This is a genomic window from Xanthobacter sp. SG618 (assembly GCF_012932745.1).
Taxonomy (GTDB): Bacteria; Pseudomonadota; Alphaproteobacteria; order Rhizobiales; family Xanthobacteraceae; genus Xanthobacter; species Xanthobacter flavus.
In genome coordinates, this window is record NZ_JABBHL010000011.1 from 115,245 (window position 1) to 142,120 (window position 26,876).

25 protein-coding genes are annotated in these 26,876 nt (G+C 70.3%); 17 read left to right on the forward strand and 8 right to left on the reverse strand.

Going from position 1 to position 26,876, the window contains the following annotated elements; translation table 11 throughout:
* The first annotated feature begins 127 nt into the window (after nucleotides 1–127).
* From fliF to FHT36_RS23455, 6 genes are all read left to right on the forward strand, one after another.
* Nucleotides 128–1,795 (forward strand): flagellar basal-body MS-ring/collar protein FliF, encoded by a 1,668-nt coding sequence (gene fliF / locus FHT36_RS23430; RefSeq protein WP_169124868.1) that lies wholly within the window; start codon nucleotides 128–130, stop codon nucleotides 1,793–1,795.
* Nucleotides 1,792–2,457 carry a hypothetical protein gene (locus FHT36_RS23435; protein ID WP_169124869.1) on the forward strand — a complete coding sequence of 222 codons (666 nt, stop codon included), beginning with the start codon at nucleotides 1,792–1,794 and terminating at the stop codon, nucleotides 2,455–2,457. The genes fliF and FHT36_RS23435 overlap by 4 nt, the downstream gene beginning before the upstream one ends.
* Nucleotides 2,458–2,469: 12 nt before the next feature.
* Nucleotides 2,470–3,603, forward strand: coding sequence for a flagellar motor protein MotB (locus tag FHT36_RS23440; RefSeq protein WP_169124870.1), 1,134 nt, complete (start codon nucleotides 2,470–2,472; stop codon nucleotides 3,601–3,603).
* Nucleotides 3,604–4,586: 983 nt separating this feature from the next.
* Entirely contained in the window at nucleotides 4,587–5,918 is a 1,332-nt protein-coding gene (locus FHT36_RS23445) for a chemotaxis protein MotC (RefSeq protein ID WP_169124871.1), read from the forward strand.
* Nucleotides 5,915–7,354, forward strand: coding sequence for a flagellar hook-length control protein FliK (locus FHT36_RS23450; protein ID WP_169124872.1), 1,440 nt, complete (start codon nucleotides 5,915–5,917; stop codon nucleotides 7,352–7,354). The genes FHT36_RS23445 and FHT36_RS23450 overlap by 4 nt, the downstream gene beginning before the upstream one ends.
* The gene (locus tag FHT36_RS23455) at nucleotides 7,302–8,141 is read left to right on the forward strand and encodes a lytic transglycosylase domain-containing protein (RefSeq protein WP_246702407.1); all 840 of its coding nucleotides are present in this window, start codon (nucleotides 7,302–7,304) and stop codon (nucleotides 8,139–8,141) included. The genes FHT36_RS23450 and FHT36_RS23455 overlap by 53 nt, the downstream gene beginning before the upstream one ends.
* A 241-nt stretch (nucleotides 8,142–8,382) precedes the next feature.
* Here FHT36_RS23455 and FHT36_RS23460 read toward each other — a convergent pair whose 3' ends face one another.
* The gene (locus FHT36_RS23460; RefSeq protein WP_169124873.1) at nucleotides 8,383–9,081 is read right to left on the reverse strand and encodes a protein phosphatase CheZ; all 699 of its coding nucleotides are present in this window, start codon (nucleotides 9,079–9,081) and stop codon (nucleotides 8,383–8,385) included.
* A 181-nt stretch (nucleotides 9,082–9,262) separates the two neighbouring features.
* Between FHT36_RS23460 and FHT36_RS23465 the strand changes: the two genes are divergently transcribed.
* Nucleotides 9,263–9,670: a response regulator gene (locus FHT36_RS23465; RefSeq protein ID WP_024276855.1), complete on the forward strand. Its 408-nt coding sequence runs from the start codon at nucleotides 9,263–9,265 to the stop codon at nucleotides 9,668–9,670.
* Between the two features lie 416 nt (nucleotides 9,671–10,086).
* Here the strand turns inward: FHT36_RS23465 and FHT36_RS23470 are convergent, their stop codons facing one another.
* From FHT36_RS23470 to FHT36_RS23480, 3 genes are all read right to left on the reverse strand, one after another.
* Nucleotides 10,087–11,208, reverse strand: a complete 1,122-nt coding sequence (locus FHT36_RS23470) for a CVNH domain-containing protein (protein ID WP_169124874.1) — start codon at nucleotides 11,206–11,208, stop codon at nucleotides 10,087–10,089.
* A 74-nt stretch (nucleotides 11,209–11,282) separates the two neighbouring features.
* Nucleotides 11,283–12,251 carry a CVNH domain-containing protein gene (locus tag FHT36_RS23475; RefSeq protein ID WP_169124875.1) on the reverse strand — a complete coding sequence of 323 codons (969 nt, stop codon included), beginning with the start codon at nucleotides 12,249–12,251 and terminating at the stop codon, nucleotides 11,283–11,285.
* Between the two features lie 78 nt (nucleotides 12,252–12,329).
* Nucleotides 12,330–12,992, reverse strand: a complete 663-nt coding sequence (locus tag FHT36_RS23480) for a CVNH domain-containing protein (protein WP_169124876.1) — start codon at nucleotides 12,990–12,992, stop codon at nucleotides 12,330–12,332.
* Nucleotides 12,993–13,143: 151 nt separating this feature from the next.
* On the opposite strand from FHT36_RS23480, the gene FHT36_RS23485 reads away from it, so the two are divergent.
* From FHT36_RS23485 to FHT36_RS23530, 10 genes are all read left to right on the forward strand, one after another.
* Nucleotides 13,144–13,764 carry a ribonuclease D gene (locus tag FHT36_RS23485; protein ID WP_169124877.1) on the forward strand — a complete coding sequence of 207 codons (621 nt, stop codon included), beginning with the start codon at nucleotides 13,144–13,146 and terminating at the stop codon, nucleotides 13,762–13,764.
* A 177-nt stretch (nucleotides 13,765–13,941) separates the two neighbouring features.
* The gene (locus FHT36_RS23490) at nucleotides 13,942–14,850 is read left to right on the forward strand and encodes a hypothetical protein (protein ID WP_169124878.1); all 909 of its coding nucleotides are present in this window, start codon (nucleotides 13,942–13,944) and stop codon (nucleotides 14,848–14,850) included.
* Nucleotides 14,851–14,870: 20 nt separating this feature from the next.
* Nucleotides 14,871–15,503, forward strand: coding sequence for an LptA/OstA family protein (locus FHT36_RS23495; protein ID WP_169124879.1), 633 nt, complete (start codon nucleotides 14,871–14,873; stop codon nucleotides 15,501–15,503).
* Between the two features lie 214 nt (nucleotides 15,504–15,717).
* Nucleotides 15,718–16,809: an LPS export ABC transporter ATP-binding protein gene (gene lptB / locus FHT36_RS23500; RefSeq protein WP_246702408.1), complete on the forward strand. Its 1,092-nt coding sequence runs from the start codon at nucleotides 15,718–15,720 to the stop codon at nucleotides 16,807–16,809.
* A gap of 37 nt (nucleotides 16,810–16,846) precedes the next feature.
* On the forward strand, nucleotides 16,847–18,412 hold the full coding sequence (gene rpoN, locus FHT36_RS23505; RefSeq protein WP_169124880.1) for an RNA polymerase factor sigma-54: 1,566 nt from the start codon (nucleotides 16,847–16,849) through the stop codon (nucleotides 18,410–18,412).
* 138 nt (nucleotides 18,413–18,550) lie between these two features.
* Entirely contained in the window at nucleotides 18,551–19,801 is a 1,251-nt protein-coding gene (locus tag FHT36_RS23510; RefSeq protein ID WP_169124881.1) for a DUF2254 domain-containing protein, read from the forward strand.
* Nucleotides 19,802–20,041: 240 nt separating this feature from the next.
* On the forward strand, nucleotides 20,042–20,389 hold the full coding sequence (gene rplU / locus FHT36_RS23515; protein WP_169124882.1) for a 50S ribosomal protein L21: 348 nt from the start codon (nucleotides 20,042–20,044) through the stop codon (nucleotides 20,387–20,389).
* 21 nt (nucleotides 20,390–20,410) lie between these two features.
* A complete protein-coding gene (rpmA, locus tag FHT36_RS23520; protein WP_169124883.1) occupies nucleotides 20,411–20,683 on the forward strand; it encodes a 50S ribosomal protein L27 in 273 nt (90 codons plus the stop codon).
* A gap of 147 nt (nucleotides 20,684–20,830) precedes the next feature.
* Nucleotides 20,831–21,460: a GNAT family N-acetyltransferase gene (locus FHT36_RS23525; protein WP_169124884.1), complete on the forward strand. Its 630-nt coding sequence runs from the start codon at nucleotides 20,831–20,833 to the stop codon at nucleotides 21,458–21,460.
* Between the two features lie 106 nt (nucleotides 21,461–21,566).
* The gene (locus FHT36_RS23530) at nucleotides 21,567–22,100 is read left to right on the forward strand and encodes an RNA pyrophosphohydrolase (protein ID WP_169124885.1); all 534 of its coding nucleotides are present in this window, start codon (nucleotides 21,567–21,569) and stop codon (nucleotides 22,098–22,100) included.
* Nucleotides 22,101–22,104: 4 nt separating this feature from the next.
* Here FHT36_RS23530 and FHT36_RS24240 read toward each other — a convergent pair whose 3' ends face one another.
* From FHT36_RS24240 to FHT36_RS23550, 4 genes are all read right to left on the reverse strand, one after another.
* Nucleotides 22,105–22,911 carry a group III truncated hemoglobin gene (locus tag FHT36_RS24240; protein WP_210257954.1) on the reverse strand — a complete coding sequence of 269 codons (807 nt, stop codon included), beginning with the start codon at nucleotides 22,909–22,911 and terminating at the stop codon, nucleotides 22,105–22,107.
* Nucleotides 22,908–23,093, reverse strand: a complete 186-nt coding sequence (locus FHT36_RS23540; protein ID WP_169124886.1) for a hypothetical protein — start codon at nucleotides 23,091–23,093, stop codon at nucleotides 22,908–22,910. The genes FHT36_RS24240 and FHT36_RS23540 overlap by 4 nt, the downstream gene beginning before the upstream one ends.
* 129 nt (nucleotides 23,094–23,222) lie before the next feature.
* Nucleotides 23,223–25,307, reverse strand: coding sequence for a HAMP domain-containing sensor histidine kinase (locus FHT36_RS23545; RefSeq protein WP_169124887.1), 2,085 nt, complete (start codon nucleotides 25,305–25,307; stop codon nucleotides 23,223–23,225).
* Complete coding sequence (locus FHT36_RS23550) at nucleotides 25,300–26,700, reverse strand: sigma-54 dependent transcriptional regulator (RefSeq protein ID WP_169124888.1); 1,401 nt, start codon at nucleotides 26,698–26,700, stop codon at nucleotides 25,300–25,302. Before FHT36_RS23550 ends, FHT36_RS23545 begins: the two co-directional genes overlap by 8 nt.
* Nucleotides 26,701–26,876: the final 176 nt, after the last annotated feature.

The following is a 26,876-nucleotide window of genomic DNA, read 5'->3' on the forward strand; positions in this document are numbered from 1 at the left end:
CGCAATGCTCAGGCAAGTTTGACCGTCGAGATTGCCGGCTAAGGCACATGAGCGCCCGCAAGCGCGTGCCCGGTCCCTGTCCCGGCCCCGCATAAGCGGACCGGCCGCAATCAGACGAGATCCGCCGATGATCGGCAAAGAGCAGTTGGAGCAACTCTGGCGCAACCTGCGCGACCTCGGCGTCCGGCGCCTGATCGCGCTGGCGCTGATCGGCCTCACCGCGGTGGCGGCGGTGGCGCTCGGCGCCTGGTATCTCGGCCAGCCGGAGCGCGAGCCGCTCTATGCCAACCTCACCCGCGAGGACGTGAACCGCATCGGCGGTGCGCTGAAGGACGCGGGCATCCCGTTCGACGTGAATGCGGACGGCACCACCGTCCTCGTCTCCCATTCCGACACCGCCCGCGCCCGCATGCTGCTGGCGGTGAAGGGCCTGCCGCAGAGCGGCAACACCGGCTACGAGCTGTTCAACGACGTCCGCGCCTTCGGCCTCACCTCCTTCATGCAGGAGGTGACGCGGGTGCGCGCGCTGGAAGGCGAGCTTGCCCGCACCATCCAGACCATGAAGGGCATCAAGGCGGCGCGGGTCCACATCGTTCTGCCCGAGCGCGGCTCGTTCCGCCGCGACCAGCAGAGCGCCTCCGCCTCCGTGGTCATCCGCACCGAGACGGCGGAGGACGCCTCCACCGCGCAGGCCATCCGCCACCTCGTCGCCGCGGCCATTCCCGGCCTCAAGATGGACCAGGTGACGGTGCTCAGCACCGAGGGCGCGGTGCTCTCCTCAAGCGAGGACGGCGCCAGCGCCGCCGCCGGCAAGAAGGCCATGCTCCAGCAGCAGGTGAGCCGCGAGACCGAGGAGAAGGTCCGCCGCACGCTCGCGCCCTATATCGGCCTCGGCAATTTCGAGGTGCAGGTGTCGGCCCGCCTCGACACCGACCGCGTCACCACTTCCGAGACCACCTTCGATCCCGCGTCCAAGGTGGAGCGCTCCGTGCGCGTGGTGAAGGAGCTGGGCCAGAGCCAGAACAAGACCAAGCAGCCCAACACCTCCGTGCAGCAGAACATCCCCGGCCAGACGCAGCAGGGCGACGGCGGCACGGATTCCAACGAGAACTCCTCCCGCCGCGAGGAACTGACCAATTTCGAGGTCTCCACCCGCACCGTGCAGACCGTACGCGAGGCCTTCGTGGTGCGCGGCCTCTCCATCGCCGTGCTGGTGAACAAGGAACGCCTCATGGGCGCGGCCGGCGGCGCCGATGCCATTCCGGTAGAGCAGCAGCTCTACGAAGTGGAGCAGCTGGTCGCCTCCGCCGCCGGCTTCGACAAGGAGCGTGGCGACAAGCTGAAGGTCGCGGCGGTCTCCTTCGCCAATGGCGGGGCGGCGCTGGAGCCGGTGCCGCCGCTGCCGTGGTCCGAGCTACTGCTGCGGCAGGCCGGCACCATGATCAACGCCGCCACCATCCTCATCGTCGCCGGCCTGGTGATCTGGTTCGGCCTGAAGCCCGCCGTGCGCGCCATCCTCGCCCGCCCCGAGCGCGACGAGGTGGAGGATGCCGAGACCATCGAGGCCGCCATGCTGGCGGGTGGCGCCCCGCTCGCCGCCGTCGCCGGCCCGTCCATGGTGTCGGGCGAGGGCGCGGCCGGTGAGGAAGCGCCGGGTGCGCTGAGCCTGATCGAGGATCTCACCAGCCGCCTCAACCGTTCGCCGCAGAAGCGGCTGGAGCAGATCGTCGAATTCGATGAGGAGCAGGTCGCCGCGATCCTGCGCCAGTGGCTGCATCAGGACGCCCGGGCATGAGCACCACCGCCCTTCTTCACCACCTGCCCCATTTCGGCGTCGCGCCGCGCGGCCCGGCCAAGGGCTCCACGCCGGTGAGCGCCGTGCCGCCCGTTCCGGCGATCACGCCGACGCCCGCCTTGCGCCCGCACGAGCACCCCGGCGCCGAGGCCATCCGCGCGGCGGCCGAGGAGGCCCGCCGTGTGGCGCTGAAGGAGGCGGCCATCGCCCTCGCCGCCTGCGAGCAGCAGCTCGCCGATGCCGAGGCCGCCTTCGCCGCGCGCCTCGAAGAGGAGATCGCCGAGGCCCGCGCCCGCTGGTGCATGGAGGAGGGCGACCGGCTCGCCGGCCTGATCGGCACCGGCCTCGACGAAGTGGAAACGCGCATCTCCGAAGCGCTCGCCGCCGTTCTGCGCCCCTTCGTAAGCGGGGCGGCCCGCGCCCGCGCTCTGGATGAGCTGGCCCGGCGCGTGCGCGACCTTCTGCGGGCGGGAGCAGCGGGGCCGGCCATCACCATCACCGGATCGGGGGACCTTGCTGCGGCGCTGCGCGCGCAGCTCGCCGACGTGCCGGGAATCGTCCTCGCGGAAGGCTCGGCGAGCGACCTTCGCATCACCTGCGACGACAGCGTGCTGGAGACTCAGCTCTCCGGCTGGGCGGCGGCCGCCGCCCGCGGCAACTGACGGGAGAGCGCCATGTCCGGCAAGGAGGGTCACGGCGAGATCATCATCGTCAAGCGCCACGACGATGACGAGCACGAGCACCATTCGAGCGCCTGGAAGGTGGCGCACGCCGACTTCATGACGGCGATGATGGCATTCTTCCTCATCATGTGGCTCATCAACGTCACCGACAAGGACACGCGCAAGGCCATCGCCAACTACTTCAACCCGGTGGACCTCGCCTCCAGCATCACCGACGTGCGCGGGCTCAACGATCCCGAGGACACCAAGGCCAAGGGCACGTCCTCGGACGGCGACAAGCAGTCCAGCCTGAAGAACACCACGGGTCGCGAGACCGGCGCGGGCGACGACCGCCAGCAGGGCGACAAGGAGCGCGCCGCCTTCCGCGATCCCTATGCGGTGCTGAACAAGCTGGCGGGGGATGCCGATGCGCGCCCGGGCGGCACATCCGACGCCGCCGTCGGCGATACCGGTTCTCCCGGCACGGGGGCAGGCGACGTGAACCGGGATCCGTTCGATCCCACTTACTGGCAGATGTCTTCCGGGCGGCAGGCCCGCAACCCGCAGGCCAAGCCCTCCAAGGTCGACCAGCCCGCCGGTCGACCCGACGCCACCACCGCCGCGGCGAAACCGGGGGAAGCAGAGAAGGCGCAGGCGGCCGCGCAGGCCGCAGCAGCCGGCAAGGCGGCGCGCGATCTGGAAGGCGAGCTGAAGCAGGTGGTCGCCGCCACCGTGGGCACGGCCGGTGCCGCCCCGCGTGTGGATGTGCGCGCCACGAAGGAAGGGCTCGTCGTCGATCTCACCGACGATCTCGACTTCTCCATGTTCCCGGTGGGCTCGGCCGTGCCGGATGCCCGCTTCGTGCGGGCCATGGGCGAGATCGCCAAGAAGCTCGGCGCACGACCGGGGGAGATCGTCATTCGCGGCCACACCGATGCGCGGCCGTTCCGCTCGGACACCTACGACAACTGGCGGCTCTCCAGCGCGCGGGCGCAGATGGCCCTCTACATGATGGTGCGCGGGGGCCTCGACGAGAAGCGCGTGACCGCCATCGAGGGCCTCGCCGACCGCAACCTCAAGAACACCGCCGATCCGAACGCGCCGCAGAACCGGCGCATCGAGATCCTGCTGAAGGCGCCCTCATGATCCGGCCCGGCCTTCTCCTCCTCCTTGCCGGATCGCTGCTGCTGCCCGGCACCGCCCGCGCCGAGGACGACGCCGACCCGTGGGACGGCCTGCGCGGCGAGGCCGCCGCCCCCGCGCGCCCCGCTGTGACCAGACCTGCGCCCGCGAAGCCGGCCGCGCCGAAGCCCGCCGCACCGAAACCCGCGGCGGGGACGACGACCTCCGGCGCCGCGGCCCCGGGCACGCCTGCGCCTGCGGCGGCCAACGCCGACAAGCCGGTGCCAAAGCCGGTCGCGCCCAACACTGTCGCACCGAAACCGGCACCGACGGCGGCCGCCCCCGCGTCAGCGCCGCCTGCCGCAGCTCCCGCCCAGCCCAAGGCCGCCGCGACGCAGAATGCAGCGGTGCCCTCCGGCACCTCGCCGAGGCCTCCCACTGCTGAAGCAAGCCCCGGCACCGCCGCCGCCCCGAAACCCGCTGCGCTGCCGCCCGCCCCCAAGCCCGTGGCATCCCCGGCACCGGCCGTGCGTCCGCCGGGCGCTACCTCCCCGGCGAGCTCGGCTGCGTCGGGAACATCCGTCCCGGCTGCGGCACCCAAGCCCACAGCAGCAACCCAACCGGCGGCGACAAAACCTTCACTCCCATCGAATCCCGTCGCGGCAACCAAACCCGCGACGCCACCTCAGGCCGCGCCCGGACGGACGCCCGACTCGGCGCCCGGACCGGCCCCCGCACCGGCCCCACGTCCCGCCGTGGCGCCGTCCGTGCCCGCATCGGCGGTCTCCGCCTATGCCCCCCTTGGGCCTTTCCCTATGCCGCTGCCGCCCCGCCGTCCCCTGCCGTCCGAGCCAGCGGTGCCGATGGCACCTGCGCAGGCTCCGACCGCTGCGCCGGTTCTTGCGCCATCCCCCGTCGCGGCGGAGGGGAGCGGAAACCCGGCCGGAACGCCGGCTCCCCTTCTCGCCGACACGACCGCGGCCGGCGCGCCCCCGGCGTCCGAGCCCATGGCGCCCATCACGGAGCCCGTCCCGACCGCCGCTCCCGCCGCCCATGCCGCTGCCGAGCCGTCTCACGACGCCCATTCCACCCCTGCGCCCGCGCAGGATCAGCCGGCCGAGCCCTCGCCCGCCCACGCGGACGCATCCGGGCCCCACGCCAGGTCCGCCGAGGCCGCGCCCCCTGTCGGGCGCACCGATATCTATCCCGTCACGCTGGTGCGCCGCCTCCAGCGGCTGCAGGATCTCATCGCCGCCGGCTCCACCGCCGGCATCGCCCAGCAGCGGGCGATGATCACCGAGATGGACGCCGCTTTCGGCGATGCCGATCCGTCCGTCTGGCAGGATCCGGCCAATGCCCGGGCGCTGGTCATGTATTTCCTCGGCGGCGGCAATCCGGCCGTGCTGCGCGCCATCATCAACCGCGAGCCGAAGCCCAACATCGACGAAAAGCTCCTCACCGGCAGCCTGCTCTATCTGGAGGGCCGGGAGGAGCCGGCCCTGCGCCAGCTCGGCGAGATCGACGCGCGGAAATTGCCCAACGGCATCGGCGGGCAGATCGCCCTTGCCCAGGCGGCGCTCACGGTACGCTCCGACCCGGCGAAGGCTTCGCGGCTGCTGGAGGTGGCGCGCCTCCTCATGCCCGGCACGCTGGTGGATGAGGCGGCCCTGCGCCGGGCCGTGCTGGTGGCGGCGCAGGCCGGCGACCTCGACCAGTTCGAGCGGCTGTCGGGGCAATATTTCAGCCGGTTCCGCCATTCCGCCTATGCCGGCAACTTCCGCCAGCGCTTCGCCGCCGCCTTGAGCCGCATGAACGTGCTGGCGACGCCGGACGGCCTTTCGCGGCTCGACGCCCTGCTCGCGCCCCTCGACGAGGATGCCCGGCGCGAGGTCTTCCTCCTGGTGTCGCGCTCGGCCATCGTCGAGGGCAAGACCGCGCTCGCCACCACCGCCGCCGAGCGGGCCATGATGCTCGCCCCGGCCGCGAGCCGCGATGCCGAGCGCGCGCGCGTCTATCTCAGCGCCGCGCAGGCGGCGACGCCGGATCGCTACAAGACGGCGGAGGAGGCGTTGAAGGCCATCGACCGCGCCCGCCTCGACCCCTCCGACCAGGCGCTGCTGGAGGCCGCGCGCCGCACCGCGGAGCTGATCCGCCGCGCCGACGAGGCGCCTTCCCAGACCACTTCGCCAGCCCCCGCGGCAGCCCCGTCCGCTCCGGCGGTGGTCGCCAGCGCCCAGCCCGCCCGGACGGCGGGAGACGAGAAGCCCTCGGCGGCGCTGACGAAGGCGCAGGCGAAGCTCGGGGAGATCGACTCCCTTCTGAAGGATGCGCCGCGATGAGGACCGCCGACGTCGCCTTGGCGGCCTTCGCCCTGAACCCCGACACCGCCGCCGGCCGCGAGCCGCTGCCGCAGGACGGCCCACCCTTCGACGACCTGCTCAGCCTGATGGAGGATGCCCGCCCCACGCCCCGCCGCGAGGAGGAGGCGCCCCGCGAGGATGCAACGGAGCCACCTCCCGCCGAGCCCCCGACCCGCCCCCCGGCGGTTGGCCTCGACCGGCTGCTCGCGCGCTGCGAACGCCCCGCCCCGCAGCGCGGCGGGATCGACGCCGCCCCCGCTCCGCGCGGCGCGCTGATCCTGCCGCAGCAGCAGACACGCCCCATCGACGCCGCCGAGACTGAGGTCGAGCCGCCCGCCGACACCCCCGCGCCCGACACACCTCTCCAGCCAGCCGCGATCCCGCTCCTTGCGATGCCGACCGCGCCAGTCATGGACGCCAGGGACACGCCGGCCACGGACATCGCGCCGAGCCCTCAGGCGATACCGGCTCCCGTTCCGCTGGCCGCGCCGACGGGTTCGGCGGAGGCGCCGCCGCCGATGCTGCTCGTCGTGCTGCGGCAGGAAACGCATTTCGCGCCGGTACGCGCCTTCACCCCGCCCGCAACCGCGCCCCTGCCCGTGGCGCGGGCCGACACGCAACGCGAGACGTCCACGAGCGAAGCGACCGACACGCCCGCGGTGGACGCCCCTCCCCGGCACCTCGACCCACGCGAAAACCGGATGCCCGTCCGGCCGCTGCCCCCGCGCGCCGCGCCCGATGACGCGCGGGGTGACCAGCCCCAGCCCCGTGGCACCGCCCCGGACCACAGCCAAGCGCCCGCCCGGCCCACCGCGCCCGTGGCGGAACCGCCGAAGCTCCAGCCCACCATCAAGGCGGAGGCATCCCCCGCGCTGCCCTTCGCCAGCCTTGCGCAGGTCGGCCGCGCCATCGCGGCGGAGGTGGCCCAGATCGATCCCGCCGCGGCGAGCGCCCCGGCGGGGAGCGCGGTCCAAGCCCCCGACAGCCCCAAGCCCACCGGCCCGGTGCGCGTGCTCGACATCGCGCTTTCGCCGGAGACGCTGGGGCGGGTGGTGGTGCACATGCGCCTCACCCCGCACGGCCTCTCCGTGCGCCTCAAGGCGGACAACCCGGCCACCGCCGAACTTCTCGGGGCCGAGAAGGACCATCTCTCCGCCATCCTCAGATCGGCCGGACTGCCGGACGTGGAGCTGGAGGTGGGCGGCCCTGTCCTGTCGCAACTCGATGCACCGGTGCGCAGCCTTGCCGCCATGGAGGGCCCGCCCCGGCAAGAGCGCGCGGACGAGGGGCAAGGCGGCGGTCGCGGCAACACCGACCCCGGCCGGCAGGGCCGGAACAGCCGGCAGGACAGGACATTTACCGATGACGACTCTGCGCCTTCTTTTGCTGACGAGCCTCGCGCTGGCGCCGGCTGAGGCGCTCTGCGGCGACGCATCCGCCGCGTTCGGCCCACCCGTCGCCGACGAGACGGGGGACATGGCCGCCGAGCCTCAGCCCCCGATGTCCGCCCCCTCTGCCCCCACACGGCCCATCTGGGGGGAACGGCACGCGCCTGAGCCGCGGCAACCGGCGCCCCAAAAGGCCGCACCGGCGCCGCCCGTCTCAGGCCAGGCGACGGCTTCACCGCCGAAGAAAGACGCCGGCCGAAAGCCCGTCCCCCAGGGCATCTGCGAGCGCGAGCTGGCGCGGGCGGCGGCGAAATTCCAGATCCCGCTGCAGATCCTCTACGCCGTCGCGCTCACCGAGAGCGGCATGGGCAGCGGGCTTCAGCCGCTGATGCTGCATATCGAGGGCAAGGACCATATCCCCGCGACACTGCCTGAGGCGCTGAGGCTGTTCCACGAAGCCAACGGGCGCGGCGTCAAGCTGATCGACATCGGCTGCATGCAGGTGAACTGGTACTGGCACCGGCACGAGTTCAATTCGCTGGAAGAGATCTTCGATCCGCGCCTCAATGTGGAGCAGGGAGCCCGCTTCCTACAGGTCCTGCGCAAGCGGCACGGCAGCTGGACCATGGCGGCCGCGCGCTACAATGCAGGCCCCAAGAACACGGTGGCGCAGCATCGCTATGTCTGCCGGGTGATGAAGAATCTGGTGGCTGCGGGCGTCGGCCAGTGGACCGGGACGGCCGAAGCCTTCTGCGCGGCGCCGCCGGTTCCGGCGGCCGCAGCGCCCCCGGCCGGGGCCGGTCGGCTCTACTGAGCCAGGCTGCCCACGCCCCGGGGCGGAGCGAGGCCGAAGTGGAAAGTCACACACCGTGAGGACCGGGGTCACCCCCGCTCCCCCGTCATCGCCCTCCGCACCCCCGGCATCGCTCACCCACTGCGTCGTCGCCCGGCTTGTGCGGGCGATCCACGGCGCGGCTGGAGGGGTGCGAAGCGGGAGAGGGCCGGACGGCGGACGCGTGGATCGCCCGGACGAGCCGGGCGATGACGGCGGCGGTTCAGGCGAAGAGGCTGTCGATGTCGTCCTGCGAGACCACGCCTTCGTCGCTCCTGAGGGCAGGGCCATTGAGCAGGGCCTCGTCGCCCTCGCGGGGGATGATGCGCGCGCCCTGCGCCACGAGGTCGGCGCCGCCCCAGATGTCGGTCATGCGCGCCACCCGCTCCTCGATGAACAGCAGCAGCTTCACCACCTTGCGGATGCGCTGGCCGGTGATGTCCTGGAAATTGCAGGCCTCGAAGATTTTGGTCGTCTCGTTCTGGATCTCGGAGGCGAGGTCCGCCGCATCGCCGGTCAGCAGCGTGTGCATCTGGAGCATCAAGGCATCGACGCGCTCGGCAGAGGAGAGGATGGCCTCGGTGGCCTCCTCCGTGTCGGTGACGACCGCCTCCAGTTCGCTGGTGGCGCGCAGCAGCTTCTCGCCCCGCGCGCCCTCGGCGTGCAGGCTCGCAATCTCGTGCTTGGTGTGCTGGATCGCATCCTGGATGGTCTCGATGCCGGCCCACAGCACGTTGCGGTCACGCTCGCGATCAACAGCGGGATCGCGCGCCTTGAACCGCGAGATTTCTTCCCGCACCTCGGCGAGCTCGCCGAAGATGCGACGCAGATGGTCGTCGAGGCCATCCACCGCGAAGAGGTCGACGGCGGCGCCGGCGGAACTCGGGGTCTCAATCCTGAAGGGTCGCCGGGCAGCCGACATTAGGGCCTCCTGAAAGCACTATGCTTGCACCCTCCTATAAATCGTCCGCCTTGATTGCGGAAGACGACACGAATTCTTGATGCAAGCCTCGCACAAGCCCGGGACATCAGAACATTTCTCGTCGTTGCGCTCGCCAAACATGGAAAGAGCGCGTTCATCGTCCCCGTTTCTGGAGTGTGTCATGGGGGTTGATCTTGGGATGCCCGTCCTTGTGGTGGACGACTACAAGACCATGGTGCGCATCATCCGAAACCTTCTGAAGCAGATCGGCTTCGAAGATGTGGACGAGGCCTCCGATGGCACCGAAGCGCTGGCCAAGCTGAAGGAACGCAGCTACGGCCTCGTCATCTCCGACTGGAACATGGAGCCGATGACCGGCTACGAGTTGCTGAAGCAGGTGCGGGCCGACGGCGCGCTCGGCCAGATCCCGTTCATCATGGTGACGGCGGAAGCCAAATCCGAGAACGTGATCGCCGCCAAGAAGGCCGGCGTCAGCAACTACATCGTCAAGCCGTTCAATGCCCAGACGCTGAAGGGCAAGATCGACGCGGTGTTCGAGAACCTTGGTGCCGAGGTGGCGGTCGACTGAGCCTTTTAGGCTCCCGATCCGGTCAGCCGGCCGCGCCGCGACGACAATGGTCGCGGCCGCCGGCCTTCGCCGCACGGAGCGCGGCATCGGCCGCCACGAACGGGCCGCCCAGGCCGCAGTCCCGCGCGGTGGCGCCGCCGGTCTTCGCGGTGAGGCGTCCGCCCGAGGGTGAGGAAGATTTTCCGCCCTCAACGCCGCCAGGAGCGCCGCGCCCAGCGCATCACATCCCGCCTATTCGGTCTCAGGATGACCGCGAATTCCTCGCCGCCAGTACGTGCGATGAGGTCCAGCGTGCCGGCGCGGTGCCGCGCGAGCAAGCAGCACCGCATCCCCGCCTTGATGGCCCACAGGTCGTTCACCACCCTTGAAATGATCGGCGCGAAAAGCCGGCAGGGACCCGCCGGCGAACCCACCCGCTACCGGCAGGTCAGCCGGCCATTGTCGTTGGCGATGTCGCGGCCGGGGCTGCACCAGGAGACGGCGGTGGTGGCTTCGGACCAGCGGCCGTTGCGGTCCTGGCAGGAGGCCTTCAGCCAGCCGGCCACCACGCGGATCTCGCGGCAGCTCGCCATATAGGAGCCGGGCGGCGGACGGTCGCTGAAGCCGGAGGAACCGCCGCGCGAGCAGCGCAGGTCGCTGTTGTCGTTGTAGATGTCCGCCCCCTGCAGGCACTGGGAGAGCTGGAGCGGCACCGAGGTGCGCCACGTGCCGCCGCGGTCCTGGCACATGGCGCGCAGGAAGCCGCCGCTCACCGTCACGTCCCGACAGGTGGAGCGATAGGAGCCGTAGGGTGCGGGCGTCGTGTTCCAGCCCGATCCGGCTGACGACGCGGAGGAGGCGCAGCGCAGGATGCCATCGTCATTCACCACCTCGCGGTTGCTGCACCAGGAGAGATAGAGCGACGAGGAGAGCCATGCGCCACGGCGGCTGAGGCAGGTGCCGCGCAGGGTGCCGGATTCCAGCGATATCTCGCGGCAGGTCTCCTGATAGGAGCCGGGCGGCGGATAGTCGCCCGCGTGCTGGGAGGTGAAGGAGCGGCAGGCGAGCCGGCCTTCCACATTGGCGATGTCGGCGCCCAGCGGGCAGCCGGTGAGGGAGAGGCCGGCCTCGCGCCAGTTGCCCCAGCCGTCGCGGCAGGTGGCGGAGAGCCAGCTGCCTTCGAGCCGCAGGTCGCGGCAGGTAGAGGTGTAGGTGCCGGCCGGCGGGCGCTGGACCACGGGCGGCGGGGCCGGCGGCTGGGGCCGGGGCGGCGGCGACGGGGCGAGCGTGCCGTAGAGCGATCCCGGTGCCGGGGTCTCCTTGCAGATGAGCTGCCCGTTGCGGTTGGCGATGTCGCCGTCGCAGGAGGGGAAATCATCGAGGCGCGACACCACCCACTCGCCGGCGCGGGTTGCGCAGAACGCGGCGAGGTCCCGCCCCCAGCGCACCTGCACCTGTCGGCAGCTCTCCAGATAGCTGCCAACCGGAATGTCGCCGGCCGCCGCGGCCGGCGTGGCGGACAGGCACAGCAGGGCTGCCGCCCAAACCCGGAAGTTCATCATGCGGCATCCTTCGCACGAGGATTGAGGATGAGGCGCGGCCCCGCGGGCGGCACCGAACTACCGCAGCGAACCTAACGGCATGTCAGGCGCCCGTCCACATTGGCGATGTCGTGAGAGCCGCCCGAGCACCAGCTGGCGAAGGTGCTGCTGTTGGTCCACGTGCCCGACGTGCTCTTGCACGAGGCCTTCAGCCAACCGGCGGACATGCTGATATTGCGGCAGGTGGCGCGGTAGGAGCCGGAGGGAAGGGAGCCGCCCCAGCTTCCGCCACCGCTTCCGCCGTTTCCACCCCAGCTTCCGCCGCCCCATGTCTTGTCATCCGGTACGGGCGAGCCCTCCGGCCGGCAGGTGAGGCTGCCGCCCTCGTTGCGGACGTCGCGGCCATGGCCGCACCAGGATGTGGCGAGCGTGGTGGGCACCCAGCTGCCGAAGCTGTTCCGGCAGGTGGCCCGGATGAGCCCAGCGGCATAGCTGATGTCACGGCAGGACGCACGGTAGGAGCCGGCCGGGGGCCGGTCGCCGCTGAAGCCGGAGCCGCCGCAGGAGAGCCGCCCATCCTCGTAGACGATGCCCTTGCCGGGAATGCAGCCGGCCGGCATCAGGCTCGCATCCCGCCAGCCGCCCCCGTCGTCCCGGCAGGAGGCGCGCAGCCACGGGCCATCCATGCGGATGTTGCGGCAGGACGCCTTATAGGGCCCTGCAGGGACTTGCTGGAACGACGGCGTGGGCGAGGGGGCGATGCCGCCGGGGCCGAGGATGCCTCCGCCGCCGCCGGCCGCGCAGGTCAGCCGCCCGTCCACATTGGCGATATCGCCGCGGCAGGCGGGGAAATTGTCGAGGCGGGTCACCACGTCCCGGCCGGCACGGTTCGGGCAGAAGGCCGCGAGGTCGTGTCCGAACCTCACCTGAACCTGCCGGCAGCTGTTGAGATAGCTGCCCGGAGGCACCGACTGCGCCGCGGCGGGCGAGAGGCCCGCCGCCAGCATCCATCCCAGTGCCGCCAGCGCCCCGCCCAGCAGCCTGTCACGCGCCCCCGCCATGGCATCACTCCCCGACCGAATCGATCGGGGCGATGATACCAGTGACGAAAGGTTAGCTCACCTCGCGATACGCGAACCTCAGAAGCAGGCGAGGTTGCCGTTCTGGTTCGAGATGTCGCGGTAGTTGCCGCAATTGTTCATGTTCAGCGCGGTCGGGTTCCACGAGCCGTTCACCCGCTGGCACTGGGCGCGCAGGACGCCGCCGAGACCCAGCGAGATATTGCGGCAGGTGCGCATGTAGGACCCCGGAGGCGGCTGCACCTGCTGGCGCGGGCGGCACCACAGCTGGCCGTTCTGGTTCGAGATGTCGGTGCCCGGCTGGCAGGTCAGAGTGTTGAGCACCGAAGGCTGGTAGTTGCCGGCGCGGGTCAGGCAGAAGGCGCTGAGCACGCCGTTGCGGAATTCCACGCGAGTGCAGGTCTGGCGATAGGAGCCGGGCGGGCCGAAGCCGGGCTGCGGCGGAGGCGGCACCGGGCGGCGCTCGCACCAGAGCTGGCCGTTCTGGTTGGAGATGTCGCCCCGGCAGGAGGGGAAATCGTTGAGCCGCGTGACCACCCACTGGCCGTTGCGGGTGGCGCAGAAGGCCGCGAGGTTGACGCCGTCGCGTACCTGCGCGTCACGGCAGGAACGCAGGTAGCTGCCGGGCGGCACCGACCGCGCTTCGGCCACCGTACCGGCCATCAGGCCGAACGCCAGAATGAGGCCCGCAAGGCGCAGGCCTGTCGCCAAAAACGAACGCATATCTCCCCCCAGGCTTTTCGTAACGGTCGAACGGCGCAGCTTCTAGCACGGCGAACCGCGGCGCGCACCGGGCGCCTGTCCTGCGCTGCGGCATCGACAGGGCAGCGGGCGTTCGCTAAAAGCCGTGCTCGAACAAGGCAAAAGACATCCGATGACCATCCGCCTCCACCGCGGCGACCTGCCCGCGGACTTCGTGGCCTCCTCCGTCGTGGCCATCGACACCGAGACCATGGGTCTCGACCCGTTCCGCGACCGGCTCTGCCTCGTCCAGCTGTCCAACGGCGACGGCAGCGCCGATCTCGTGCAGATCCCGCAGGGCGCCGGCCCCGGCAGCGCGCCCAATCTGGTGCGGCTGCTGACCGACCCGAACGTGACCAAGCTGTTTCACTTCGGCCGCTTCGACATCGCCGTGCTCCAGCACACCTTCAAGGTGATGCCGCAGCCGGTGTGGTGCACCAAGATCGCCTCGCGGTTGGTGCGCACCTATACCGACCGGCACGGCCTGAAGGACCTGCTGCGCGAGCTGATCAACGTCGACATCTCCAAGCAGCAGCAGAGCTCGGACTGGGGTGCCACCGACCTTTCCGACGCCCAGCTCTCCTACGCCGCCTCGGACGTGCTGCACCTGCACGCGGTGAAGGCCAAGCTGGAGGACATGCTGGCCCGCGAAGGCCGCACCGGGCTCGCCGCCGCCTGCTTCGCCTTCCTGCCGGCCCGCGCCGCCCTCGACCTCTCCGGCTGGGCGGACGAGGACATCTTCGCCCATTCGTGATCCGGGCGCGCGCAAAAAAGCGTTGCACATGAGAGGCTTGGGCACGGCTCTTGCCTCAAGCCGCCATTTCGGACACCTTGGACCCCGCGCGTGGGGCGACGCGCCGGACGCCCGCGTCAGGGGGCGTGCAGCCGAGAACAGGCGCCAGCGGGGCAGGCCCGCCGCCGGAACAGGGCCATGAACCGACACGTGCCGCCACACGATTTCGATGCGCGGGAGGCCGAGGCCTTCACCCCGCCGCCTCCGCCGGACTTCACCAAGGCGCGGCGGCATAGCGCACGTGTGCGCTGGATCAAGCGGCTGGTGCCGCTCACCATCGTCGTCGCGGTCATCGGCATCGGCGCGGTATCCATCCTCTCCCGGCTGAAGCTCTCCATCGACCTGCCGTTCGACATTGGACACCTCACCCTGTCGGGCTCTCGCCTGACCATGGAACTGCCCAAGCTCTCCGGCTTCACCGACGACAATCGCGGCTACCGAATTACCGCCCGCACCGCGGTGCAGGACCTCACCCGGCCCGACGTGATCGAACTCTCCGACATCGAGGCGCGCCTGGAGCTGGCTGATAAGGGCTGGGCCAGCGTCAACGCCAAGACCGGCAGCTTCGACACCAAGAAGCAGTTCATCACGCTCGGCGACGGCGTGGACCTCGCCATGAACGGCGGCTACGGCGGCAAGCTGGAAGACGCCGACGTGGACATCAAGGCCGGCACCATCGCCACTTCCCATCCGGTGGTCTTCACCTATCTCGACGGCAAGCTGGTGGCCGACCGGCTGGATGTGACCGATCGCGGCGCGCGCGCCTTGTTCCAGGGCCATGTGCAGCTCGACTTCCGCATGAGCAACCTGCCCGGCCAGAAGCCCGACGGCGCCCATGCGGGCGCCAACCCGGCCGCAGCCGCGCCTGCCGCACCCGCGGCGACCGCCCCGGCCCGCGCAGCTGATGCGACGCCCGTTGCCCCTCACACCACGCCCCCTGCCCCGGCGGCCACCGGAACCATTACTGTCCCGCCCGCACCTACTCCCGCGGCCCCGGCGCTGGTGCCGGCGCCCCTTCCCCCGCGACGCCCGGTCCCTGCTCAATGATGTTTCATGCGACGGCCCTCATGGGCCGCCTCCCGGTTTCGAGCCTCGCACCCGCCTGCATTCTTGCGCTGGCGGCCTTTCTCGTCGCCGGTCCTGCGGCCGCGCAGGCGCCCAGCACCAGCGTGCCCAACGCGCTGCAGGGCTTCGCCCGCAACCGCGACCAGCCCGTGCGCATCAATGCCGACGGGCTGGAGGTGCGCGACAAGGACAAGGTCGCCGTCTTCTCCGGCAACGTGCTGGTGACGCAGGGCGACACCACGCTCCGGTCCAAGGACCTGCTGGTCTATTACGAAGGCTCGATGAACGAGCAGGCTGGCGGCACCCCGCAGGCCGGCACCGATCCGGCGCAGAAGGGCCAGATCAAGAAGCTGGAGGCCACTGGCGGCGTGGTGGTGAAGACCAAGGAGCAGACCGCCACCGGCGACAGCGGCGTCTTCGACATGAAGACCAACACCGTGACCATGGTGGGCAAGCCCGTGGTGCTGACCCAGGGTCCCAACGTCATCCGTGGCCAGAAGCTGGTGGTGGATCTCGTCAGTGGCGTGTCCAAGTTCGAGGGCGGCCGGGTGGAGAGCCTCATCGTCCCGGGCAGCCTGAAGGAGGCGGACAAGCCCAAGACCGAACAGGGCGGCCAACAGCCCCCCAAGCGCTGACCGGCCGAGGCGGCCCTGCGGCCGCCTCCTGCAGCCTTCATGCGTCTGTCAAGTTAAATTATTTCTCTTTCGTTTCAATTGACTATTCCCACTTCCGCGCGTTCGGGGGACTCCCACCCCGGAAATCGGCCCGCCTCTTGCATGGAGGCGTTGCATCCCCGGCTGGGACGTTCTAAACCTTCCAATCTGGGGGCCGGGTTTTCCGGAGGTCGCGTTGAACGTCCTGTCCATGTTCGGCAAGTCGAAGTCGGGAGACTCGAAGTCGGGGGGAAAGTCCGGCTCGGGCAGCACCCGTGGCGGGCAGGATGCGCGCCAGTACGACCCCCGCGAAGACGATCCCCGTGAAACGGATGGCGGCCCCCTCACGGCGGGCGATCGGGATTCCCGCGAGTGGGAAGAGGACGATCCGCGCAGCGATGCGGGATATGATGCGGGCTACGAGACACCCGCCCGCACCGCACCTGATCCCCGCCACCGCGCCTACATGCCGCCGGACGCCGCCTATGGCGACGACGCCGATGCGGGCGACGACTATCCCTCATCCTATCCCGGCGACGGGCGGGACGCCCTGCCCTTCAATTCCACCGGCGCGCTGGCCGCCTTCGGCCTCGCCAAGTCCTATGGCGGCCGCAAGGTGGTGAAGGACGTGAGCATGAACGTCCGCCGCGGCGAGGCGGTCGGTCTGCTCGGTCCCAACGGCGCCGGCAAGACCACCTGCTTCTACATGGTGACGGGCCTGGTGAAGGCCGATGCCGGCCGCATCGAGCTGGACGGCCACGACATCACGCCTCTGCCCATGTATCGCCGCGCCCGCCTCGGCGTCGGCTACCTGCCGCAGGAAGCCTCCATCTTCCGGGGCCTCTCGGTGGAGGACAACATCATGGGCGTCCTCCAGGTGTCGGAGCCCAACCGGGCCCGCCGCCGCGAGGAGACAGAGGCGCTGCTCGAAGAGTTCAAGATCACCCACGTGCGCAAGTCGCCCTCCATCGCCCTGTCGGGCGGCGAGCGGCGGCGCCTCGAGATCGCCCGCGCGCTCGCCACCAAGCCGGCCTTCATGCTGCTGGACGAGCCCTTCGCCGGCATCGACCCTATCGCGGTGGGCGACATCCAGGCGCTGGTGCGCCACCTCACCTCGCGCGGCATCGGCGTGCTCATCACCGACCACAATGTACGCGAGACGCTGGGCCTCATCGACCGCGCCTACATCATCCATTCCGGCGCGGTGCTTATGGAGGGCGATCCGGAAGCCATCGTCTCCAGCCCCGACGTGCGGCGGCTCTATCTGGGCGAGGAGTTCCGCCTGTGAGCACGCGCAGCGCCATCAACATGAAGGGGCCCGCATCATGGCGATGAGCCCCAAGCTGGAGTTCCGGCAGAGCCAGTCGCTGGTGATGACGCCGCAGCTGATGCAGGCCATCAAGCTGCTGCAGCTCTCCAATATGGAGCTGGTGGCCTATGTCGAGGCCGAGCTGGAGCGCAACCCGCTGCTGGAGCGCATCACCGAGGGCGACACGAGCGGGTCCGATCCGCAGCCCGAGGTGCGCGAGACCCGCGGCGAGGAGATGGCGCGCGGCGGCCTCGATGGCGAGCCGCCCCCGGCCAGCGACTGGACGGGCAACGACAACGAGCAGAGCCGGGCCGCCATGGAGACCCGGCTCGACACCGACCTTGGCAACGTCTTTCCCGATGACGTCCCGGCAGATCGCGGCGTCACCGGCGGTGGCTCCACCGCCTCCAGCCCGTCCATGGGCGAATGGAGCGGCGGCGGCGAGCGCGGCGAGGACTACAATCCCGAAGCCTTCCTGACGGCGGAGACCACCCTCGCCGACCATCTGGAGGCGCAGCTTTCCGTGGCGGTGAGCGATCCGGCGCGGCGGCTCATCGGCATCAACGTCATCGGCCTCATCGACGAGACCGGCTATTTCACCGGCGACCTTGATCTTCTCGCCGGGCAGTTCGGCGTGCCGCGCGCCGAGGTGGAAGCCGTCCTCAAGCTCATCCAGACCTTCGAGCCCTCCGGTGTCGGCGCCCGCAACCTCGCCGAATGCCTCGCCATCCAGCTGCGCGAGCGCGACCGCTTCGACCCCGCCATGCAGGCGCTGGTGGCCAACCTCGAACTCCTCGCCCGCCACGACCGCAACGCGCTGAAGCGCGTCTGCGGCGTGGACAACGAGGACCTCGCGGACATGATCGGCGAGATCCGCCGCCTCGACCCCAAGCCGGGACTGGCCTTCGGCTCCGGCGTGGTCCACCCGCTGGTGCCCGACGTCTATGTGCGCCCCGGCGCCGACGGCACCTGGCTGGTGGAGCTGAATTCCGAGACCCTGCCCCGGGTTCTGGTGAACCAGAGCTACCACGCCACCGTGGTGAAGCACGCCAAGTCGCAGGAGGAGAAGAGCTTCCTCGCCGATTGCCTGCAGAGCGCGAGCTGGCTTACCCGCTCGCTGGACCAGCGCGCCCGCACCATTCTGAAGGTGGCGAGCGAGATCGTGCGCCAGCAGGACGCCTTCCTGCTGCACGGCGTGCGCTTCCTGCGACCCTTGAACCTCCGCACGGTGGCGGATGCCATCGGCATGCACGAATCCACCGTCTCGCGCGTGACGTCGAACAAATACATCTCGACCCCGCGCGGCGTGGTGGAGATGAAGTTCTTCTTCTCCTCCGCCATCTCCGCCTCGGGCGGCGGCGAGGCCCATTCGGCGGAATCGGTACGCCACCGCATCAAGATGCTGATCGAGGCCGAGGCGCCGGAGGATGTGCTCTCCGACGACACCCTCGTGCAGAAGCTGAAGGACGACGGCATCGACATCGCCCGCCGCACCGTCGCCAAGTATCGGGAGGGCATGAACATCCCCTCCTCGGTCCAGCGCCGCCGCGAGAAGATGGCCATGCGCAGCGAGGCGAGCTGAGCGCGTCCCGGCGCGATCACGGCCTCGTGATCGACCTCATGCAACCGAAGACCTCCAGCCAAGCTTCCCCTTCCTGACGAGAAGCGGGGCGTGCCGTCGGCGCGACCAACCTGCGCGAGGCCGCAGTCCGGAGCTTGCATGGTCCCCCCGATCCTGAGCGAGCGCGTGCGCTTCCAGCTCAAGCGCCTCGCCCACCGGCTGTGGTTCTGGCCCAGCGCCTACAGCCTCACGGCCGTGGCCGTGGTGCTGGCAGCGGCAGCCCTGCCATCGGGATATTCCCTGCCCGATTACCTCACCTTTGCCTCCGACAGCCTGGAACCGGTGCTCACGGTGATGGCGTCGAGCATGCTGGCGGTGGTCACGTTCAGCCTGTCCGCCATCGTCTCGGTCCTCGCGGCGGCCGCACAGGCCGCGACGCCGCGCGCCACCGGCCTCCTCATCGAGGATGCCGGCCTGCAGCGCACGCTCAGCGTCTTCGTGGGCGCCTTCCTGTTCTCCATCGTGGCGCTGGTGGGGAGCGTGGGCGGTGTCTATTCAGACGCCGGCCGGCTGCTGCTGTTCGCCGCGACGGTGGTCCTCATCGCCGTCGTCGTCGGGACGCTCCTGCGCTGGATCGACCGGGTCTCACGCCTCGGGCGCATGGGCGAGATCATCGACCGGACCGAGGAGGCGACCGCCGCGGCGCTGAAGGATTTCGCGCGCCGGCCCGGCCTCGGCGCAACCGTCCGCGACGGCCCGGCACCGGCCGGCTATCCGGTCTTCGCGAGCGCCATCGGCTACGTCCAGCACATGGATGTGGGGCAGCTCTCGGCGGCCCTGCCGGAGGGCGTGACGTGCCATCTGGCCGTGCGGCCGGGCGCCTTCATGGATCCGGTCCGCCCCCTCGCCATCTTCGATGTGTCACCCGACGACGTGCTGGCGGAAGCCCTGCGGCGGGCCATCACCATCGGCGACATCCGCAGCTTCGAGCAGGACCCGCGGTTCGGCATGGTGGTGCTTGCGGAGATTGCATCGAAGGCGCTGTCGCCGGGGGTCAACGACCCCGGCACCGCCATCGACGTCAGCGGCACCCTGACCCGCCTCCTGTGGGGCTGGCGCGCGGATCTCAACCTGCCCGTCCAGGATGCGGCGACGAACGTGACCATTCCCGCCCTGTCGATGGGCGACATGCTGGAGGACGCCTTCCGGCCCATCGCCCGCGACGGCGCCGGGCAGGTGGAGGTGGGGCTCCGGCTCGTGGCGGCCCTGACATCGCTCTCCGAGATGGATGAGCCTCGCCTCGCCGCCGCGGCCCGCGCGCGCCTCGCCGACGTGCTGCACCGGGCCGAGGCCGTGCTGCTGCCCGTGGATGCCGAAGCCCTGAAGCGATCCGCCGCGGCCTGCACTTGAGGCTTGCAGAGGCGGCGCGCGAGCGGCATGTGCGCCATTCCGTGGCGCCCTTTGTCGAGAGGGAAGCGGCGGCGCCGCCGCCGGGGTTTCGCCGCCCGGATAAAGGCCAGCGGCGTTGACTTTTCGGGCCACGGCGTATATCGGACCACCTTCGCGTGGGCCAATGGGCTCGCATCCCGAAAAACCCGACCGAAAGAAGCCCGCCCTTGAGGCGCGGCGGAACACGAAAGCGAGACAAGAATGTTCGCGGTCATCAAGGCAAACGGCAAGCAGTATCGCGTTGCCGCCGCCGACGAGATCACCATCGACCACCTCGAAGCCGAGGTTGGCTCCATCTTCACCTTCCCGGTTCTGATGCTGGGCGGCTCCTCCGTCGCCATCGGCGCGCCCCATGTGGATGGCGCCACCGTCACCGGCGAAGTGATCGAGCACACCCGCGGCGACAAGGTGATCGCCTTCAAGAAGCGCCGCCGGCAGAATTCCCGCCGCAAGCGTGGCTTCCGCGCCGACCTCACCGTCGTGCGTATCACCGAGATTTCCGGCCTGGGCGAGACCGTCAAGGCTGATGCCGCCGGCACCGGCGCCTGATCGAGAACGAGGAGAGCAACAATGGCTCATAAAAAGGCAGGCGGCTCGTCCCGTAACGGTCGCGATTCCGACGGTCGCCGACTTGGCGTGAAGCGCTTCGGCGGCCAGGACGTCATCGCCGGCAACATCATCGTGCGCCAGCGCGGCACCAAATGGCATCCGGGCACCAACGTGGGCATGGGCAAGGACCATACCCTCTTCGCGCTCGTCGAAGGCAAAGTGGCCTTCCGCACCAAAGCCAACGACCGCACCTACGTATCGGTCGTTCCTGCCGCCGCCGAGGCGGCCGAATAAACGGCGAGACCTGATAAATGCAGGATCCCGCCGGTCTCGTTGATCCGGTGGGCGCCTGAGCAGGCCTCTCAACGCTCAGACACGAACCGGGGAGACGGGACAACCCTCTCCCCGGTTTTCGTTTGTCTGTGCCTTGAGGAGCCCGCCATGACCCTGTGCGAATCCCAGTCCGGAGTGCCGCTCGCGGAGAGCTGTATCCCCGTCCTCGAAACCGAGCGGCTCGTGCTCCGCGCGCCGCATATCGAGGACGTCGCTGCCGTCGCGGAGCTCGCCAACAACCGCCGGATCGCGGAGATGACCGCGAACCTGCCGTTCCCCTACAAGCCCTCCGACGCCCACGCCTTCGTCGAGACGCTGGCCGCCGTGCCCGATGCCGCCACCTTCGCCGTCTTCCTCAAGGGCGAGGGGCACAGGACCTTTGCCGGCATGGTCAGCTACGGCCGCCGCCCCCCCGAGCCCGCGCCCGAGATCGGCTACTGGATCGGCGAACAGTTCTGGGGTCGCGGCATCGCCACCGAGGCCGTGCGCGCCGTCATCGACTACGCCTTCTCCGAGACCGACGTGTCGCTCCTCCTCGGCTCCGCCCGCGTGGTCAATCCGGCCTCGCGCCGGGTGCTGGAGAAGTGCGGCTTCCAGTGGTCGGGCGTCGGCCTGTGCCGGGTGAAGGCGCTGCGCGCGTCCGTGCCGGTGGACCAGTTCCAGCTGGAGCGGCGCACCTGGGCCTCGATCCGCGCGTGGGGCTCCACCGCCCTCCCGCAGCATCGCGCGGCCCACTGACGGCGCGCCCGGAGCGCCACCTGTTTCCAACTTGCGCCCGCCGCATCTTGCGCGGCGCGGCGGGGCGCGCCATCAGGGGGCACGTCATCTCATCAGGGCCGCCGCCATGTCCAAGAAGCACCACGAGGGCAAGCACGAGAAACACGAGGATGCGCCCTACCGCCCGTGCGTGGGGCTCTGCGTGTTCAACCCCGCCGGCAAGGTGTTCGTGGGCCGCCGCCTCGGCGGGCCGGAGCATGTGGACGCCACCCATTCCTGGCAGATGCCCCAGGGCGGCATCGACAAGGGCGAGGAGCCGTACGCGGCCGCCCTGCGCGAGCTTTACGAGGAAACCTCGATCCGCTCCGTGACCAAGCTCGGCGAGGTGGAGCAGTGGCTCTCCTATGACCTGCCCGGCCGCATCGCCGGCGAGGCCTGGAAGGGCCGCTACCGGGGCCAGACGCAAAAATGGTATGCCCTGCGCTTCACCGGCGTCGACGGCGAGATCAACATCCTTCGGCCCGGCGGCGGTCAGCACAAGCCGGAATTCATGGACTGGCGGTGGGAGGATCTCGACGCGGTCGTCGACCTCATCATCCCCTTCAAGCGCGACGTCTATGTGGAAGTCGTGAAGCAGTTCCGCCGCTTCGCGCAGGGCTGAACGCTCACCCCGCGTGCGGATGCGCCGGTTGCGGGTGCGCCCCGTGGGCGTGGCCCGCACCGAGGTCGGGCGGGAACAGCCCGGCCTGGAAGCAGGTGCTCATGTGCTCCACCTTGGCGATAGCGCGCGCCGCCGCCACGGGCTCCAGCACCTCCGCCGCCGTCTCCTTGAACAGCGCCACCCAGCGGGTGAAGTGCTCCGGCTTCAGCTGGAGCGGGATGTGCGCGGCGAACGGCATGCCCGAATAGCGCGCCGTGCCGAGCAAGGTGCGCGACCAGAAGTTCTGCACGATCTGGTAGTGGCCCGCCCGATCGGGAATGGCGCGGGCGAAGACGGGGCCGAGCAGCGGGTCCGCGGCGGCGCGGCCATAGAAGCTCTCCACCAGCCGCTTCAGATCATCCTCGGTGACGGAGAGCGGCGCCCCCGGCTGCTCGTTGAGCCCGCCCAGCCCCGCGCCGTGATCCTCCACCAAGGCCGCGAGTTCCGGCGCGGCGGGGGCCTTGCGGTGCTCCACGTTCAGCGGCGGGTCGAAGCGGGAGACGATGTCGCGCAGCGTGTGCAAGCGCACCCGCGCCATGGGGCGGTCGAGCACGAACAGGCCGTCCGCCACGCCCGCCTCCTTCGGGTTCGCCACGCGGAAGGCCGCGAGGGCTGCGGCCATGTCCTCCCCCTCGCCCACATAGAGCGGCAGGGGCCGGCCGGCGACCGTACGGGTGAGGATGAAGAGGCCGGGGCGGGCGGGCGCGGTCTCGGCGGGGGTGAAGGCGTAGCCGGCGAAGTCGGTGGCCGCGTGCTCCGCATCCACTTTCATGGCTTCTTCTCCGGCGCAACCGGCGCGGCCTCGGGCCGCTCGGTCTCGATCACGCGCAAAGCGGGGCCGCGCAGGGGGTTGGCGCGCTTCTGCCCGGTCTTCTGCCACGGCGGCAGGATGCGAATCATGGTGCCGGGCACGATGCGCGGCATGATGGGCGTGTTGCCCTTGTCCCACTTCATGAAGCTTCCCCCGTCCTGACGGGAGCCGGTACCGGACCGCCTCTTGTATACGAACGGTACGAACGCTCTCCCGCCCGCGCAAGGCCCGCCGCGCGCCCGAACCGCTCATTTGTTGGGCTCGCCTGAAATTCAGGCGGAATGTGGAGCGACCTCCTCCACCTCGCTCCCGGCCTCCGGCAGCCAGATGGAGAAGATGGCGCCCGATCCCGGGGGGCTCTCCACCGCCATCGTGCCGCCCGCGCGCTCGATGAGCGTGTAGCTGATGGAGAGGCCGAGGCCGGTGCCGCCCTGCGGCTTGGTGGTGAAGAAGGGATCGAAGACGCGGCCGATCCGCTCCTCGGGGATGCCCGTGCCCGTGTCCGCCACCTCGATGCCGACGCCTGCCTGCCGGCCGCGCGTCTCGTCCCGCGTGGTGACGGTGAGGGTGCCGCCCCCGGGCATGGCGTGGACGGCGTTGACCATCAGATTGATGAGCACCTGCTGCAATTCCACCCGGTTCATCATCACCAGGCGGGTTGCCGCATCGGTGCGGGCCACCTGAATCTCGCTGCGCGAGAGCAGATGCTGCACCAGCAGCAGCGCGTCGCCCACCACCTCGCCCGGGGCAACCGGATCGAGATGGCCGGCGAACTCGGCGGGCCGGGCAAACTGCAGGAGCTTCGAGACGATCACGTTGATGCGGTGGACCTGCTGGTCGATGAGGTTGAACTCGGTCTTCACCGGTCCCGCCGCCGACCCCAGCACGTCGCGCGCCACATCCAGATTGCCCTGGATGACCGCCACCGGATTGTTGATCTCGTGGGCGACGCCGGCGGTGATTTCGCCGATGGCGGCGAGCTTCTCGGACATGACGAGCTGGCGCTGGGTGGCCGCCAGCTCGGCATTGGCGTCTTCCAGCTCGCGGGTGCGCTCGGCGACGCGGCGGTCCAGTTCTTCGGTCCACCGCCGCAGCTCCGCATCGCGCTCCTGCAGGAGGTCCAGCATGTCGTCGAGATGATGGGCGACACGGCCGATCTCGTCGGAGGTCGCAGCGACGCCGGTGCGGGCGGAAAGGGTGCCGCCCTCCACCGCCGAGATGGTGGCGTTCATCGCCTCAAGTGGGCGGAAGATGGCCGCCGCCCAGCGCAGCAGCACGGGGATCGCCACCATCGCCACCAGCAGGAAGCCCACCGCCACGGCGGCAAGGCTCGCCCGCTTGAGCGCGAGGAACGGCGCTTCCAGAAAGCCCACATAGAGCATGCCGATGCGCTTGCCGTGGCTGTCCACCACCGGCTCGTAGGCGGAAATGTACCAGTCGCTCACCACGAAGGCCCGGTCGAGCCACACCCGCCCCTCGCTCAGCACCGCGTTGCGCACCTCCTGCGACACGCGGGTGCCCAACGCTCGCCGGCCCTCGAACAGGCGGACATTGGTGGAGACGCGCACGTCGTCCACGAACAGGGTGGCGGTGCCGGCCGAGCCCTCCGGCAGGCTGCCGGGGCGGTAGACGAGATCGTTGATGGTGTCGATGAAATCGAGGTTCTGGTTCAGCAGCACGCCGCCCACCAGCGCCGCCCGCTGGCCGCCCGGCATCTCCACCGGCGTGCCGGACTGCACCACCATGCCCCTGTCCTCCGCCTCCCGGCTGGTCGGAACGGCGCCGGGAGTGGGCACGAGTGCGATATGGGCGCGCTCCGCCAGTTGCGGCGAGAGCCGTTCCAGCTGCTGCGGGCCGAAGATGTCGATCTCGGTGGAGGCGGTGCCCGCGAGCGCGCGACGCTCCACTGACCACATCTCCCGCGCCTCGCGCGCGGCCCCGGCGGGCGCTGCGGCAAGGCTGTGGCCGTCGGCATCGATGAGATAGAGGAAATCGAGCCCCATCACCTTGCGCCGGGCATCGAGAAAGTCGGCGAGGGCCGCGCTGTTGCCGGCCCCGGTGACGCGGGCGAAGGCCACCGAATCCCCCAGCGCGTGCAGCGTCTCGTCGGAGCGCTCCCGCAGCCGGTCGAGATACTGGCGAGCGATCGTGAGGTCGCCGTTGACCTTGGAGATGAGGAGGCGGTCGAACTGCCGCGTCCACCAGGTGACCACCAGCGCCAGCACCGCCGGCAGGATGATGAGCGTGGGCAAAAGCGCGATGGCGAGGAGCCGCATGCGCACCGAGCGCAGCCGTCTGAGGAAGCCGCGCGGCGGATCTGCACCCGTGTGGGCTGGCTTGCGCGCGGCCTCAGCCATTCCAGGCCTTCAGTTTGCGGTCCAGCGTCTTGCGCGAGACCTTGAGGCGGCGCGCCGCCTCGGCCCGGTTGCCGCCGGCTTCGGCCAGCACCTTCAGCATGTGCGCCTTTTCCACCGCGTCGAGGGCGGTGCCGGGTGCGTCCTCTTCCTCGGCGACGCCCTCGGGCACCACGTCGCGCGGGAAGTCGCCGAGGATCAGCGAGCGCTCGATCACGTTGCGCAGCTCGCGCACATTACCCGGCCAGGGATAGCGCGTGAGAAAGGCGAGCACCGGCTCGGTGAGGTCGAGGGGCGGCACCCCGAGCCGCGCGCTCAGCTCGGCGATGAATAGGTGGGCCAGCGGCGCCACATCCTCCGGCCGCTCGCGCAGCGGGGCGAGGTGGATGTTCACCACATTGAGCCGGTAATAGAGATCCTGCCGGAAGCGGCCGGCCGCCACCTGCGCGGTGAGGTTGGCGTTGGTGGCGGCGACGAGGCGCACGTCCACCGGGATTTCCCGCTCCGCCCCAACCGGGCGCACCTTCCTGTCCTCGATGACCCGCAGCAGCTTCGACTGCATGGCCGGCGGCAGCTCGCCCACCTCGTCGAGGAAGAGCGTGCCGCCCTGGGCATAGAAGAAAAGCCCCTCGCGGGAGGAGGCGGCGCCGGTGAAGGCGCCCTTGAGATGGCCGAACAGCTCGCTCTCGATGATCTCCGGCGCGATGGCCGCGCAATTCACCGGCACGAAGGGCTTGGCCGCGCGGGCCGAGACGGCGTGCAGGGCGCGGGCGGTGACTTCCTTGCCGGTGCCGGATTCCCCCGTGATGAGGACGGTGGAGGGCATGGGGCCCACGCGCTCGATCATGGCCCGCACGGCGCGGGTCGAAACACTGTCGCCGGCCATCAGCGGCGCGGCGGCGCCGGGCATGGCCTTCAGCTCGCGGCGGAGCACGAAATTCTCGCGCATCAGCCGGCCGCGATCGAGGCAGCGGGCGATGGCGTTGAGGATCTGGTTAGAGCGGAACGGCTTCAGCACGAAGTCGGCCGCGCCGGCCCGGAGCGCGGTGATGGCGGTCTCCAGGTCGGCGAAGGCGGTGATCAGGATCACGTCGCGGTAGAAGCCGGAGCCGCGCAGTTCCTCCAGCCACTGCAGGCCCGTGCGCCCGGCCATGATGTTGTCGAGGATGATCAGGTCGAACGGCGCCGCTTCCAGCAGCCGCGAGGCGGCGGCCACATCGGCCGCCTCGGCGACGTGGCGACAGCGCGTCTGGAGCATCCGCACCAAGAAGTTCCGCATCCCCGGCTCGTCATCCACCACCAGGATGGAGGCGCCGGCGAGATGCGGGCTGAAGGCGACGTCCTCCGATGCCTCGGAGCCGCCAGGAGCGGCGGGATCGGGAATGGAAGGGGGCATAAGAGGGCGCATCTGCAATCGGCCGTCCGTCTCGGACCCTCGCCGTCACGCGACAAAGGCCGTCCGCGAAAGACGATGGGCGTGACCTGAGGTCCCCGGCCGTCTCGCCTGCTCTTCTCGGCATCCATTGCGCAAATCAGCCGGCTCCGCAAACCGGAAAAGGGCGTGCCCCGCCG

What these genes read in the sequence shown, in the direction of transcription:
- FHT36_RS23440 (WP_169124870.1), top strand. Translation starts at nt 2,470, where the DNA reads ATGTCCGGCAAGGAGGGTCACGGCGAGATCATCATCGTCAAGCGCCAC.
- FHT36_RS24240 (WP_210257954.1), bottom strand. Translation starts at nt 22,911, where the DNA reads ATGAAAGTGGATGCGGAGCACGCGGCCACCGACTTCGCCGGCTACGCC.
- FHT36_RS23495 (WP_169124879.1), top strand. Translation starts at nt 14,871, where the DNA reads ATGGGCCGCCTCCCGGTTTCGAGCCTCGCACCCGCCTGCATTCTTGCG.
- FHT36_RS23470 (WP_169124874.1), bottom strand. Translation starts at nt 11,208, where the DNA reads ATGAACTTCCGGGTTTGGGCGGCAGCCCTGCTGTGCCTGTCCGCCACG.
- FHT36_RS23445 (WP_169124871.1), top strand. Translation starts at nt 4,587, where the DNA reads ATGGCGCCCATCACGGAGCCCGTCCCGACCGCCGCTCCCGCCGCCCAT.
- FHT36_RS23465 (WP_024276855.1), top strand. Translation starts at nt 9,263, where the DNA reads ATGGGGGTTGATCTTGGGATGCCCGTCCTTGTGGTGGACGACTACAAG.
- FHT36_RS23490 (WP_169124878.1), top strand. Translation starts at nt 13,942, where the DNA reads ATGAACCGACACGTGCCGCCACACGATTTCGATGCGCGGGAGGCCGAG.
- FHT36_RS23545 (WP_169124887.1), bottom strand. Translation starts at nt 25,307, where the DNA reads ATGGCTGAGGCCGCGCGCAAGCCAGCCCACACGGGTGCAGATCCGCCG.
- FHT36_RS23510 (WP_169124881.1), top strand. Translation starts at nt 18,551, where the DNA reads ATGGTCCCCCCGATCCTGAGCGAGCGCGTGCGCTTCCAGCTCAAGCGC.
- rpmA (WP_169124883.1), top strand. Translation starts at nt 20,411, where the DNA reads ATGGCTCATAAAAAGGCAGGCGGCTCGTCCCGTAACGGTCGCGATTCC.
- FHT36_RS23435 (WP_169124869.1), top strand. Translation starts at nt 1,792, where the DNA reads ATGAGCACCACCGCCCTTCTTCACCACCTGCCCCATTTCGGCGTCGCG.
- FHT36_RS23460 (WP_169124873.1), bottom strand. Translation starts at nt 9,081, where the DNA reads ATGTCGGCTGCCCGGCGACCCTTCAGGATTGAGACCCCGAGTTCCGCC.
- FHT36_RS23525 (WP_169124884.1), top strand. Translation starts at nt 20,831, where the DNA reads ATGACCCTGTGCGAATCCCAGTCCGGAGTGCCGCTCGCGGAGAGCTGT.
- FHT36_RS23480 (WP_169124876.1), bottom strand. Translation starts at nt 12,992, where the DNA reads ATGCGTTCGTTTTTGGCGACAGGCCTGCGCCTTGCGGGCCTCATTCTG.
- FHT36_RS23450 (WP_169124872.1), top strand. Translation starts at nt 5,915, where the DNA reads ATGAGGACCGCCGACGTCGCCTTGGCGGCCTTCGCCCTGAACCCCGAC.
- rpoN (WP_169124880.1), top strand. Translation starts at nt 16,847, where the DNA reads ATGGCGATGAGCCCCAAGCTGGAGTTCCGGCAGAGCCAGTCGCTGGTG.
- FHT36_RS23550 (WP_169124888.1), bottom strand. Translation starts at nt 26,700, where the DNA reads ATGCCCCCTTCCATTCCCGATCCCGCCGCTCCTGGCGGCTCCGAGGCA.
- rplU (WP_169124882.1), top strand. Translation starts at nt 20,042, where the DNA reads ATGTTCGCGGTCATCAAGGCAAACGGCAAGCAGTATCGCGTTGCCGCC.
- FHT36_RS23485 (WP_169124877.1), top strand. Translation starts at nt 13,144, where the DNA reads ATGACCATCCGCCTCCACCGCGGCGACCTGCCCGCGGACTTCGTGGCC.
- fliF (WP_169124868.1), top strand. Translation starts at nt 128, where the DNA reads ATGATCGGCAAAGAGCAGTTGGAGCAACTCTGGCGCAACCTGCGCGAC.
- FHT36_RS23455 (WP_246702407.1), top strand. Translation starts at nt 7,302, where the DNA reads ATGACGACTCTGCGCCTTCTTTTGCTGACGAGCCTCGCGCTGGCGCCG.
- FHT36_RS23475 (WP_169124875.1), bottom strand. Translation starts at nt 12,251, where the DNA reads ATGGCGGGGGCGCGTGACAGGCTGCTGGGCGGGGCGCTGGCGGCACTG.
- FHT36_RS23540 (WP_169124886.1), bottom strand. Translation starts at nt 23,093, where the DNA reads ATGAAGTGGGACAAGGGCAACACGCCCATCATGCCGCGCATCGTGCCC.
- FHT36_RS23530 (WP_169124885.1), top strand. Translation starts at nt 21,567, where the DNA reads ATGTCCAAGAAGCACCACGAGGGCAAGCACGAGAAACACGAGGATGCG.